We start from the raw sequence: 13,633 nt of genomic DNA, 5'->3' as shown, positions 1-13,633 counted from the left end.
AAGCTTTGATTTTCAAACGAAAGCATATTTCCTAGCCTTATATATACATTAAATTATGTAAGTAATTGCCATGTATTCTTACTATTTGCAGAAATAAGTTTTGTATTTTTGTAAATTAAATACTTCCCACATGTCTTTGGACCAATTAAAATTGAACAAGCAACTGATCACTGCAATGCAGGATGCAGGATTCAGTAGAATAAGAGAATTTCAGGCAAGATCAGTTTCCAGGATTCTCGGAGGACAGGATCTACTTGGTATTGGTCCTGAAGGATGCGGAAAAACTACTTCTCTGGTATTAACAACGCTGATGCGCTTAAAATATGCCCAGGGCGAAGCTCCCAGAGCTTTGGTCTTAGTTCCGGATAAAGATACAGGACTTGCCTTGCTTGAACACTTTACAATGTTGGGTAAAAATACTGACCTGAGGTATTTTGGTATTTTTCCTGGAGCAGGTATGGAAGGTCTGAAAGAAGAGTTGGAGAAAGGTGTAGACATTGTTGTTGGCACTCCAGACAGAATACAGGCCATGTATTACAAGAACAGCATCAACCTCAGTCAGCTTAAAGTATTTATTATAGATGATGCTGAACGCCATATTAAGCAGGGGTTTCAGACAATCATTCTCCAAATAGCAGAGAGCCTTCTAAAATGCCAACGTCTTATTTTCTCTGAGGTATATCATGAAAAATTGGAACGTTTGATAGAACCTATTCTCAATCATTACAACACTGTTGAAGTAGATATCGACAGCATGGAACAAATGGATGTGATTGATCAGGTCCTTTATCATGTTCCAAACTATAAGACCAAGCTTAATCTGATTAACCTTCTGATGAGGGATACAGAAGTTTTTTCTAAAGTCCTTATTTTTGCCAATACTAAAATAACAGCAGAAAGTATCTGCAAAAGTCTTGATAAAAGGAATCCCGGAGAAGTGGCTTTATTTAAAGTAAATAGATCTTCCTATCCATCTCTTCCTTCGCTAGACGCCTTTATTGAAAATTCTGAGATAAGAATGCTTGTTGTTTCAAATGAAGAAAATCCTATTACTGATACTGCAGATATTCCATTCATTTTTCATTTTGATATTCCTCCTTCCAAAGTATTATTTATTGACAGGATCAAAAAAGAAACTCAAAACAATGAAAAACTCTCATTTTCATTTGCAACTGACATTGAGTTGATTCTTATCAGAAAAATAGAACAGGAGATTGGTCAGAACCTGCCGGTTGAGGAGTTACCTATTGGCTTGATTATAGAAGGCGATCGTAAAAGTCACAAAGAAAATGAAGCTGACGAACAGGACGAAACCAAAGGTGCTGCTTTTCATGAAAAGAAGGCTAGTAATGCCAAAACTTATAACTATAAGTACATGGAAAGACTTAAGCTTTTTGGCAAAAAAAATCGTAAGCATAAAAAAGGTGAGTAACATATGGAGAACATTTTTAGTTCTCCTTTTTTGTTAGTGTTCATAAACAAGCTTCCCTCCTCATCCTTGCACAAAGAGTTCATACATTCCTTATAACTATCGATAGAGAACCCATATTCATTGCGTTTCGTTTTCTTGGTAAGTGGCATTTTATAATATAAAAGAATATGGAAAGGAACGTAGTAGGCTGGTTTGAAATACCAGTAAAAGAAATGGACAGAGCAAAAAAATTCTACAGTACGGTTTTTGAGAAAAAATTAACCGACATGCCAATGGATGATCTCGAGATGGCAACTTTTGACATGGTTGATGATGGTCCTAATTCAGGAGGAGCTTTGGTTAAAGGCGAGGAAACTACACCTAGTTCATCAGGCACAGTGGTATATTTCTCTTGTGATGATATACAGAATGAGCTTTCAAGAGTTGAAAAAAGCGGAGGAAAAATCGTATTCCCTAAAACTCCTATAGGTGAATATGGATTTATTTCGCATATAATAGATACAGAAGGAAATCGTATTGGATTACATTCAGTTAATTAAGTGATAAAGCCCACGCTTAAAAAACGTGGGCTCTTTTTAATTAATCAATTAAATCTTTTTATTAAGAAGAACAATTAAAGTTCATTTGTAACTTCCTCCTTCTACTCCTTTATTTTCTTACAACTTAAAACTTATCACTTAAAAAACTTAAAAATCATCTTTCACTTTTATCAATCATATTTAAGTCTTTATCAAATGGACTTTTAGTAAATGGATGAACTAATTGTTTAAAATACCCTTTAGGATAATTTGCTTCCCTCACTCCTGTCCCTTCAGGCCATACATTACCAGGCAAATAATATGTTCCGAATATTTTATCTAAGAACGGGAAATGAATTGCAAAATTTTTACCATAGATATTCGGGTCATCACTGTGATGCCAGTGATGGAACTGAGGCGTAACAAAGATGTATTTAAATATTCCGAAATTGATTCCTGTGTTGGCATGAATCAGTACTGCATGAATAGATACAAAAATAATATACGTATTAAATGTAATCGTTGAAAAGCCGCAGATATAAAGAGGAATAAATGAAATTGATCTTGTTACAAAAATATCTACAAAGTGTGTCCTTGAACCCGCAAGCCAGTCCATTGATTGCGTGGAATGATGCACAGAATGAAATCTCCATAAATACACATGAGAATGAAAAAGACGATGAGCCCAGTATTGAAACAGATCTGTTACCAGTAAAGCAAGTAAAAACTCAACTGCAAAAGGAAGTCCCTGAACCCATCTATGAAATGAATCAAGACCTAATTGCCCAAACAATACCTTTGCAGGTGCTTGCGTGATAACTCCGAAAAACTGGACAAACAAATGGCTGATTGCAAAATACACAAGATCTGTCCTCCATTCTGCATGAAATCTCTTTTGCCCTATCCGTTTTGGGAATGCCATTTCTATAGGAATAAAAATCAAGGCAAGTATAAACAGATCAATTAACAACCAATCAAGGCCTATGCTCCACGCTGTTTTATCAACAGCTCTTGATTTTACTTCAAAACCGCCCAAGGCTACAGAGAGTGTGCAAAGTACAATTCCGATAACAGGAAGCTTTTTCTTTTTACTTAACAAAAAGCCAAGTGTGGCAAAAAAGAAGGAAGCAATGATAACAGCCATCAATAAGGTCTTCATCATTTCACCTGTGTATACTTCACGAAATTCCGGTGTTGTAAAATGTTCCGGAAAATGGAAACAAAAAATTGCAAACAATGATAATAATCCTAAGAATATACAGCTATAACTACTTATATAGCCTTCTCCAATCTTAAAGGGTGGTTTTTCTGACATTTGCTTTAAAAAATTTTACTTAAAATTTAGTTAATTATAAATATAAAAAATTCTCCTAAAGAAACATTGTAGATATTTAAATTTTAAAGCATGAAGAAATAAGATCTTCATGCTTTAAAATTTTAAAACAACAACACTTTTCAAACTCTATTTATTGAGCATTATGAAGTAATGCAAAAAAGCTATTTAATCATCTTAATAATTTCTTCATTATTAAGATTGATAAGATAAAGCCCTTGCTGATCACCAAATTGCTTAGTATCTAACTTAAATTGTTTATCAGATGAAGATACATTTTCTTCATACACAAGCTTACCTAGCATATCATATATTTTAAAATTCACAGGAAGCGTATTTTCTACTTCAGAAGATATATATATTACATCAGCATCTCTACCGAAGACATTGTATTTTGAACCTCCATTGGTGGCTGGAATAATGTGATCTGCAGATCTTGAGGAAGCATATAACGTTGCTGTTTCCAATGAAACTATTTCTATACCATTCACCTGAGGGTTGCCGATATTTCTTATGAAATCTACGTCCAGTACACCATCAGTTACCTTTACATAAAAGTTCTTTTTATCTGCATTGAAACCAGCACTTGCGAAAATATCATAATTAGAAAGTACTTCTTTACCTTCAACATTCACGTCAAAAATCCTCACTCCCGTTTGAGTTACTCCTGGTACCTTTTCTGCAAAAAACAAACTCAACCTATAGATACCGTTTGAAAGAGGAAAGTTATATGACAGTTCTCCGCCAAAAGGTAAATCATATCTGTTCGATCCAAACAATACATTAGGAGCTCCTGTAGTATTAATACCTTGCCAATAATGCCAGCTTCCTGTTGTATGATTTGAGCTGAAAGGATCCAGATAAACGGAACGTTGCAATTGATAATCCTTTTCCCAGTTTTTATCCGCAGCATCGATATCAGGACCTCCAGCATTGATTCTGTATTCAATAGGATGTCCGATCACACCATTAGAGAATTTAACCAGAAAAGATCCGGATGCAGTCCAGCTGTCTAAAGCAAAAGGGAAATCTGCAATTCCTTGTAGATAAATATTACCTTCATCATCATGAGATAATTTTTCCACCACTTCCATACCTTCTGCTGTGCCTCGGCCTAACGCAAATATCCTGTTTCCAGTGCTATCATACTTTATACAAAAAAGATCATGATAGTTTGAAGTATTAAGCAAAGTTTCCCCCTGGAAGTTGATATTAGAAAGATAGCTTCCTCCTAAATAAACATTTCCAAACTTATCTGTAGTTAAAGCAGTGGATATATTTCCGTATGGTTCAGAACTACTAGCAAGTTTTCCCCATGTATATTGTCCTTGTGAGTTAATCTTAACTAGAAAAGGCTCATCAAAATATTGAATAAAATATGGGGTCTCATAATCAATCTGACATTTTAACGAGAAAGAACCAAACTGATAGAATCCATTCAGATTGCCAGCAATGTAGATATTATTATCACTGTCGATACTAACATACCTTGGAAAAACGAAGCAACCTGCGGAATTCTGAGTGGTTGAAGTTTCAAAAACCTTATTACCTGATGGGGTAAATTTTGATACTAGTAAATTTGAATAATAGTCGGTGACAGCAACTGATATAATATTTCCGTCAGAATCAAGCTTTGCTATTCCATCAACATAGTTAACACCTGGCAGCGGCGCCTTCCATATCAGCACTTCATTTTTATCATACTTTACAAGATAGCTAACAATAATTGACCAGCCTTCAGGAGAAAGTTCTTCGTTACTTTCGTAAACATACCTGTTACTGTCTGCATCAATATTCTCCAGCTTAGTAGCAAATTCCCCTTCATAAGGCTTTACCCAATCTATTACCTGGGAATGAAGTTCTGACAAAATTAAAAAGCAAAAAAACAATGTAGTCCCAAATGTTTTCTTCATGATGATTAGTTTTGAGTTTAGAAAAATTTTAAAAAAATTCACCAAAAGATAAAGTAAAAAAAACAAAAATCACTTCTACAATAAACTATTAGCAAGTATAACCAAATGAAATACAACTTTTAATTAACAAATGTATTTACAAAATTGGATTCAATCACCTGATAAATTCAACAACATTAAGTATTATACTTTTCTACTTTGGCAAAGTTTACCAGAGCTGTAGCCGTACTATACACTGAAACCAGAAAGGGCGTAACATATGTCAGAAATAATTTAAAGAAACTAAGACTTTCCCATTTCTGATATATAAAGAGGTCACCTTGATTGATGACATTTAAAACAGTTCCCACTACTAAACTTACCATCAGTCCTTTTTTCACAGTCGCAGGTCTTAATGCAAATTTCATGAAAGTAGATTGCATATTAGTTATCTTTAAAAATTTCCTGTTAAAATTCAAACAGAGCTTATTTGAAAATACTTTTCTTTAAGTTCTTAAATTCAATTTAAAATGAAAAGTATTAAATGATATTTTTATCAGTACCATCAAGAAGAGCGAGAAAATAAAAAGCCCTTGCAGTATTTCAATACGCAAGGGCTTTTTTATTAACTTTTATTCTTTAAGCTATTACTCTTACAGTCTCCGCTTTGCTTGCCAGATATTCTCTAATCGCTTCCCTGAGCCTTATAAAATTATTTCTAAGCATTTCTTCATTCTCTTCAAGAAGTGTAATTCTAAAGCCTTTCAGATCAGAACAGAAGGATGAAATAGGAACAACACATATTCCTGTAGAAGCTAGCAGATAATAAACAAATCTCTTGTCCAAGGCCACGTCTTCTTTTTCAACCCAGCTTTCTACAAGCTTCTTCACCTCCGGATTTTCAATCTTCAGTTTCTGATCTGATCTTAATACACCTTCTTTAAAAATTATGGTATTGTAAAACGCACCGAATGTTTCGTTAAACATCAGTTCAGGTATTTCACAAAGAATATCAGCTATAATCTTGCTTCTTCTTCCAATGCGCTCATTAAGTTCTTTTCTATATGGTTTAAACCTAGGATCACCCATAATTTTTGGAATGGCCAGCTGAGGCAAAGTAGTAGAGCAAACTTCAATCATCTTTGCATTGTCCAATGCAGCACAGAATTTAGTAAACTCTTTGTCTTTATCCTTATTATAATACTCCATCCAGCCACATCTTGAACCAGGCCAAGGAAGCTCTTTAGAAATACCTTTCATTGCTATTCCAGGAAGATCTTCAATTACCTCAGCAAGAGAGTATGCTCTTGCTCCATTGTATGTAATATTAAGATAAATCTCATCACTGATCAGCATTAGTTTGAATTCCCTGGCTATTTCTACAATCCTTTTCAAAGTTTCATAAGGATAAACCATCCCTGTAGGATTATCAGGATTGATAATCAGAATTCCTATGATATTCGGATTGTATTTTACTTTATTATAAAGATCATCCAGATCAGGATACCAATGATTGTTTGGATCAAGCTTATAAGTAATCGGAACCTGATTTGCATGTGCAGCTTCAGCTGAAGAGTGGGTGCTATAAGCCGGAGATGGTCCTATAACCCTTAAAGTAGGGTCTATAAATTGATATACCTTTGCAATTGCATCACCCAGACCATTAAAGAACAATATATCGTCCGCAGTAATTTGAGCTCCACCTCTGGCATTATTCAGTTTAGCAAGAAAGTTTCTTGTTTCAAGATTACCTTTGGAGGGACAATAACTGTAAGATTTATTATCCATGACCAAATCTGAAATAATTTCCCTCATCCAAAGAGGAATTTCGGAATTTTTCTGGATCGGATCGCCAATATTTTCCCAGTAAATAGTTAAGCCAAGGTTTTTCAACTGATCAGCTTTCTTAACTATTTCCCTTATTTCATAGCTAAGTTCTTTTGCTCCACCGCTTAATATCTTTTGTCTCATGCTTTATTTTGTCCTAACCTTTCCTTAGAAAGGGATAAAATTAAAAAATTATTCCCTGGTATAAAATTCATTATGTCTTATAAAGGATATTTTTTTCAATTAGTTCCCTTCTCTTTCCTTTATCTTTGGTTGAAATGTAAAATTCAGGCCTTAAATACCCTTGAGAATCAATAGTATTTTAAAATTTTAAAGAGGAATATTTTCTTAAAAAAATGATGCGATAAAATCTCTTTCTACTTGTTTATCAGCTTGAAAAATCCAAAAGCCATTGCGATTATAAATGCTATATGTATCAAAGCTCCCAACAGGAATAACCCTTGCATAAGATTCAGACTTATAAACCTCCTATAATGACTTCCTTCCTCAAAACTCATTCTGGGAGGTCCGGGATCAACTTTTAATTTTGGCATTGGAGAAAGATCAGGATTCAAAGCGGCATTGGAACCGGAAATGTGGATGGGGCCGGAAGTTTTAGCATTCAAATAAAGAAAAATATCACGGATATCCTTTTCACTCAGGTATGTAAAAGCCGGCATTTTATAATGGTCATACTGCTCTGATATAAAATTAGCATAAGGATCTCCTTTTTTAATCAATTCCTGAGAATTATGCACAAAAGGAATCAGCCAGCTGATAGGGCGGGTTTTAGGTGTACTTCCAAGAGCCGGACCAATAACCTCTTTATCGAAGGCATGACAAACGGCACATTGCTGTTCAAAAAGAAATTTACCATGTAATGCCGCTTCCCCATAACTTCCGCTTAACAGAGCTTCCGGGTATAAATCTTTTGAAACACCTGTTTTAGAAGCAGCCTGGATATATGCCAACACATCATAAATATCATCATCTGATAGTTTTTTAAAGGATGGCATTACAGTGTTATTGTAACTTTTAAAAATAAAGACTGCATGAGTATCTCCTGCAGCAATCATACTTTGGGAGTTTTTAATAAAGCTCAATAACCAGCTAAGCGGTCTTCTTTTAGGTATGCTTGATAATGCTGGGCCTATCTTTTCTATAGATATGGCATGGCATACATTGCAATTATTGAGAAACAATTCCCTTCCCTTATTAATGCTTGCCTTGTCCGAAGGAAGCTCCTTACTTTGTCCTGAGGAACTTTCAGAAATACAAAGAAGAAAGAACAGAAGGATAAACAGTAAATAATCAAATATCTTCATCTTTCTTCTCCCCTTCCACAATATTGGATTTGCCTCCTCTTTGCTGATCTTCGGGCGTATTAGAATCCATAGTTTCAGAATAAGGAACAGTCTGACTGATATAATCCTCCTTAGCTCCCGGTTTGCTATAGTCATATGGCCAGCGATGAACAATTGGTAGCGGTCCCTTCCAGTTTCCATGGCCTGGTACTGATTCAGTAGTCCACTCTAGTGTATTGGATTTCCAGGGATTTTTACCAGCCGCTCTACCCCTATACATACTATGAATAAAATTAAAAATAAAGATAAGTTGCCCTCCAAAGGTGGCGAATGCCGCGACACTGATTAGAATATTCAAATCATAATATTTACTGAAGGATTCAAAAATTGTAAATGAATAATACCTCCTTGGAAATCCTGCCATTCCTACATAGTGCATTGGAAAAAATATAAGATAAATACCTGCAAAAGTAATCCAGAAGTGAAGATAACCTAATTGAGGATTTAACAACCGCCCAAACATTTTGGGAAACCAGTGATAAACACCACAGATAAAGCCAAACATAGCAGCGCTGCCCATTACCAAATGAAAATGAGCTACCACAAAATGCGTATCATGCACCATGATATCTATAGCAGGATTGGCGACAAACAACCCGGTAAGTCCGCCTGTGATGAAAAATGAAACCATGCCAATTGCAAATAACATAGCGGGAGTAAATTCAATACTTCCTCTCCAGAGCGTAGCAAGCCAGTTAAACACTTTCACTGATGAAGGTACTGCTATTATAAATGAGGTCAGACTAAATACAGAACCGAGAAATGGGTTCATGCCTGATACAAACATATGGTGTGCCCAAACCAATGCAGATAATATAGTTATGATAAAAAAAGAAACTACCATAGCAGAATAACCAAATATAGGTTTTCTGGAAAACGTGCTGATCACCTCGGATGTAATACCAAATGCTGGCATAATAGCTATATATACTTCAGGATGGCCAAGAAACCAGAACAAATGCTCAAAGAGAATGGGGCTACCACCATTAAAATGAAGAGGTTTTCCTCCTATGTAAATTTCTGAAAGGAAAAAACTAGTACCAAATGTCCTGTCAGCAAGTAATAACAGCATTGCTGAAAACAAAACAGGAAAAGAAACGAGCCCGAGAATTGCGGTAAAGAATAAGCCCCAGACTGTAAGAGGAAGCCTTGTCATAGACATTCCCTGAGTTCTTAAATTAAGAACAGTCGTAATGTAATTCAATCCTGCTAGAAGTGTAGAGACAATAAAGAAAACCATACTGATGATCCACAAGGTTACTCCACCACCCGACCCTCTCAATGCTTCTGGTAGAGCGCTCAGAGGAGGATAACTTGTCCAGCCTCCCGCAGCAGGACCAGTAGAGAGAAACAAAGAGCAAAACATAATGAAGCCGGAAATAAAAAACAGCCAATAGCTTAGCATATTAATAAATGGAGATGCCATATCTCGTGCACCTATTTGCAGAGGAATAAGAAGATTGCTAAAAGTCCCACTAAACCCTGCTGTGAGCACAAAAAAGATCATGATGGTTCCATGAATCGTGACCATTGAAAGATAAAATTCAGGATCAAGTCTTCCATCCTGTATCCATTTTCCAAGAAGAGGTTTAAGCCAGGAGACATCTGCATTGGGAAATCCTAATTGAATTCTCATGATTACAGAAAACAAAGAACCGAGAAGAGCCCAGAAGATGGCTGTAAAAAGATATTGTTTAGCGATCATTTTGTGATCTTGACTAAACACATAGGTAAAGATGAATCTAAGCAGTTTATTCCTTTTGGGTCTTATTACCTCCATAAGTTCTTATAGATTAGAAATTATCTTTCCTGAAAATGCTTCGACTATTTGTTTCGCTTTTTCCTTGCCTGCTGCAGGAACATTCACCAGATATTCTGAATTCCTTGCCAGCCATGGGATTTGCTTATTATACCATCGTTGATAATCATCTTCATCTTCTACAACCAGAATTAAGAGCATTGAAAAATGATTTCTTCCGCAAAGTTCGGCACATCCCATTTCGTAATTAAAATCAGGATTATTGGTTATTTCCTTCATTTCCTCAGTTGTATACCTGGGAACAAAAGAAAACCTTGTAAGCATGCCAGGCACAGCATCCATCTTTACTCTAAGATTGGGGATATACACACTGTGAATGACGTCTCTTGAGCGGATCCTCAACATGACTTTTTTGTTTCTAGGAAGGTGTAACTGTACGGGAGTAAAATCATCATAACCATTGGTATCCCTGAGATCCAATCCCATTGCATTGATTCCATCGATATAATGAAAATTATAATTGCCCAGTTTTCCGTCTTTACCAGGATATCTCACTCTCCAATTAAACTGCTCCCCAAGGATTTCTATCTCAAGTACATCTTCACTCACTCCCTGATTAATCACTTCCCAGTAATAATTACCTGTCATAAATAAAACAATGAAAGCCACAGTAGGCACGGAAAACCAGACCGCTTCAATATATAGATTGTTTTTCCAATAAAATGCTTTATTACTTTTCCCTTTCGCATACCTGTATGAAAAATAGAACAACAAGACTTGCGTCAATAGAAATACAATTCCTGTCAATGCAGTAGTTATCCAGAACATCCTGTCTACATACACACCATGTTCAGATGCATTTACAGGTAGAAAAGGCCCATCATGAAAATAGTTATAGCCAAAGAAAAGAAGCAAGCCTGTAATAAGGAAAGAAAAGAGCAAATGGGCATTTAAATTATTATAATCCGCTTTTAAGTCTATTTCATTTTTCCTATAAAGAATATAACCGGATAAAATTTTCAGAAAAACATAAAACAGCGATATCCCTGCGATTCCCGCAATGGACCAGAAAAAAACTTTCATATACCTAAGCAGTTTTATATACTTAGGCTTAACCTGGATTTACTTAGGATGTTTATCCGAACTACAAATCGGATTATTCAGAAAGAGGTACATTGCTTTTTTTCTCTGACAGTGCTTTTATAACAAATATACTGGCTATGAGTGCTCCAGTGACAGCCATAATTACTCCCCTGTGTTTTGTTAACCAAAGCTGTGGACTAAAATCCGAAGCATTTGCATCAAACTTTCCATGAGCCATAGGGTCTCCAGGTACAGGCTCCCAAAGATTATTTCTTCTTCCGGGATCTTCGGGTTCATTTAATAGCTGGCCCTCTATTTCAGAATCAGCAAGGAACTTCCCACCTACCAGTGGATTATTATCCACCAGAATATTTTCTAAGGAAGGATACCCGGCATGAACTTCTTTTCTGTTGTGCCTTGAGGCGAAATAGATAGCCTCAGCAGCTACCTCTGGTTGAAAGATTTTCCCTAAAGGCTTTGTTTTATTGGAAAGACTGCTTTTAACAATGTTAAATTGAGGTGTATTTATTGCAGGTAACTGTACAAGCGTTACCCTCACATTACTGTTATCATGAACCAATTCTTTTCTCAGAGAGTCAACAAAACCAATAATAGCCTGCTCTGCTCCGCAATATGCTGATTGCAATGGAATGCCTTTAGACGCATTTTCAGATCCTATAAACAAGATTACGCCTCTGTTTCTCGATAACATTCTTTTAAGAACTGCAAGCGTACCGTAAACCTGACCATGGTATGTTACATCCGTTACTCTTCTAAACTCATCGGCTCTCATGCGGCTAACGGGAGAAAAAATATTTGTCATGGCATTGTTGATCCAGATATCTATGGGACCGAGTTTTTCTTCCACTTGCCTGCATGCCTCTTCTACCTGAACAGGATCTGCAACATCAGTCTTGATGGTGAGTGCAATACCGCCCAAGTCTTCAATATCTTTTTTGGTTCCGCGCAAACCATCCTCACCTCTTGCAATAATTGCGACCTTTGCTCCTTTACAGGCAAATTCTCTTGCAGTAGCCCTACCTACCCCTGATGTGCCACCGGTAATTACAACTACTTCAGGATTAACTGAATGAGTCCCCTCTTTTCTAATCAATTCTCTGATCTTATCCGCAAGTCTTTTAATCTTTTGATCTGCCATGGTATGAACGAATGCTTATTAGATAGAGAACTCCAGCTGATATATAAAAGTTAATTCATCCTCGCAGTCAGGAAACAAAAACCAAAACGTTCGGTTGAGGAAAAACAGATCTATTTTAAGATGAAGACAGAATCAAAGCAACAAACCAATATCTCAGAAGAAAGAGACACCTTATGGATTATTGATCAGGCTCATACTAACATCAGGTTTTTTGCTAAGCATCTTATCATTTCAAAAATCGCAGGCATATTCAAATCATTTGAAGGAAAGGTAAAAACTGTTGGTAATGATTTTTCAACAGGAGAAATTGAATTTAAAGCGGAAGTAAAAAGTCTTGATACTGGCAAAAAAGAACGCGATACCCATCTGCTTTCTGAAGACTTTTTCAAGGCATCAAAGTATCCACAGATTCATTTCATAAGTACTTCCATACGGAAAATAAATTCTAAGGAATTTGAAGTTGAGGGAGATCTTACAATAAAAGATGTCAAAAAAAATATAACCGTGAATGTTCGTCTGGGCGGTATAGCAATTGATCCTTCCGGACAAGAAAGAGCGGGATTTAGCATGTCTGCATGGGTAAATCGCTTTGATTTCGGATTAAACTGGAATAATGTTATGGATACAGGGGGGGCTATTGTAGGGGAAAAAATTGATATTGAATGTGATGTGGAAGTAGTTAGGCAAAATGAGCATTTATCAAAAAATTGGAATTAACTGATCAAAATTACCTGATTTTTGTTCTATAAATATAAAGTCGACTATCAGAAAGATTATAGTGGTCAAATCCAAAAAGATAAAAGCCTTGGTAGAAAACCAGGGCTTTTTTTATTTTCCTGAAAATAAAAAGGCCACCTAAAAATAGGCAGCCATTTAGTTTGGCTGTAGGAGAAGGAGTCGAACCTCCAAGAGGCAGTTAGCTATAACTCAGAAAGATTAATAGTGGTCAACCCATTAAGTTACGTTTATCCCGTTATTCCCCACCCCCGAGACAGGAGGGCATGTCTGCCAGTTTCATCACCCTACATTCTGTGATCATTGAAAAACTAATACTATGGTCGCTTCATCCAAGCGACCTTTTATTTGCTGTAGGAGAAGGAGTCGAACCTCCAAGAGGCAGTTAGCTATAACTCAGAAAGATTAATAGTGGTCAACCCATTAAGTTATGTTTATCCCGTTATTCCCCACCCCCGAGACAGGAGGGCATGTCTGCCAGTTTCATCACCCTACATTGTGTTGTTCATTGAAGAACTGATACAAAATTAA

At 36.1% G+C, this 13,633-nt stretch carries 12 protein-coding genes; 4 read left to right on the top strand and 8 right to left on the bottom strand.

The features are described from left to right. The first annotated feature begins 130 nt into the window (after positions 1–130). On the top strand, positions 131–1,432 hold the full coding sequence (locus tag K350_RS0107830; RefSeq protein ID WP_028979430.1) for a DEAD/DEAH box helicase: 1,302 nt from the start codon (positions 131–133) through the stop codon (positions 1,430–1,432). A gap of 167 nt (positions 1,433–1,599) precedes the next feature. Next, a complete protein-coding gene (locus tag K350_RS0107825) occupies positions 1,600–1,971 on the top strand; it encodes a VOC family protein (RefSeq protein WP_028979429.1) in 372 nt (123 codons plus the stop codon). A 154-nt stretch (positions 1,972–2,125) separates the two neighbouring features. Here K350_RS0107825 and K350_RS0107820 read toward each other — a convergent pair whose 3' ends face one another. From K350_RS0107820 to K350_RS27905, 8 genes are all read right to left on the bottom strand, one after another. Further along, entirely contained in the window at positions 2,126–3,265 is a 1,140-nt protein-coding gene (locus K350_RS0107820) for a sterol desaturase family protein (protein ID WP_028979428.1), read from the bottom strand. 182 nt (positions 3,266–3,447) lie between these two features. Continuing rightward, a complete protein-coding gene (locus K350_RS0107815) occupies positions 3,448–5,196 on the bottom strand; it encodes a malectin domain-containing carbohydrate-binding protein (RefSeq protein ID WP_028979427.1) in 1,749 nt (582 codons plus the stop codon). A 176-nt stretch (positions 5,197–5,372) separates the two neighbouring features. Beyond that, positions 5,373–5,618 (bottom strand): nitrate/nitrite transporter NrtS, encoded by a 246-nt coding sequence (gene nrtS, locus K350_RS27920; RefSeq protein WP_156026967.1) that lies wholly within the window; start codon positions 5,616–5,618, stop codon positions 5,373–5,375. 196 nt (positions 5,619–5,814) lie between these two features. Further along, positions 5,815–7,146 carry a pyridoxal phosphate-dependent aminotransferase gene (locus tag K350_RS0107805; RefSeq protein ID WP_028979426.1) on the bottom strand — a complete coding sequence of 444 codons (1,332 nt, stop codon included), beginning with the start codon at positions 7,144–7,146 and terminating at the stop codon, positions 5,815–5,817. Between the two features lie 233 nt (positions 7,147–7,379). Then, entirely contained in the window at positions 7,380–8,327 is a 948-nt protein-coding gene (locus K350_RS0107795; RefSeq protein WP_028979424.1) for a c-type cytochrome, read from the bottom strand. Then, the gene (locus tag K350_RS27915) at positions 8,314–10,071 is read right to left on the bottom strand and encodes a cytochrome c oxidase subunit I (protein WP_425423906.1); all 1,758 of its coding nucleotides are present in this window, start codon (positions 10,069–10,071) and stop codon (positions 8,314–8,316) included. The genes K350_RS0107795 and K350_RS27915 overlap by 14 nt, the downstream gene beginning before the upstream one ends. An 81-nt stretch (positions 10,072–10,152) precedes the next feature. After that, positions 10,153–11,208 (bottom strand): cytochrome c oxidase subunit II, encoded by a 1,056-nt coding sequence (locus K350_RS27910; RefSeq protein WP_051312963.1) that lies wholly within the window; start codon positions 11,206–11,208, stop codon positions 10,153–10,155. A gap of 73 nt (positions 11,209–11,281) precedes the next feature. Next, on the bottom strand, positions 11,282–12,367 hold the full coding sequence (locus K350_RS27905; RefSeq protein ID WP_081670928.1) for an SDR family oxidoreductase: 1,086 nt from the start codon (positions 12,365–12,367) through the stop codon (positions 11,282–11,284). Between the two features lie 120 nt (positions 12,368–12,487). Between K350_RS27905 and K350_RS0107775 the strand changes: the two genes are divergently transcribed. After that, a complete protein-coding gene (locus K350_RS0107775) occupies positions 12,488–13,084 on the top strand; it encodes a YceI family protein (RefSeq protein WP_051312962.1) in 597 nt (198 codons plus the stop codon). Positions 13,085–13,368: 284 nt separating this feature from the next. After that, the gene (locus K350_RS32975) at positions 13,369–13,491 is read left to right on the top strand and encodes a hypothetical protein (protein WP_281169214.1); all 123 of its coding nucleotides are present in this window, start codon (positions 13,369–13,371) and stop codon (positions 13,489–13,491) included. Positions 13,492–13,633: the final 142 nt, after the last annotated feature.

Source organism: Sporocytophaga myxococcoides DSM 11118, from assembly GCF_000426725.1.
Classification (GTDB): domain Bacteria; phylum Bacteroidota; class Bacteroidia; order Cytophagales; family Cytophagaceae; genus Sporocytophaga; species Sporocytophaga myxococcoides.
Note: the sequence above shows the minus strand (reverse complement) of the source record. Positions and strands in the feature narration are given on the sequence as shown.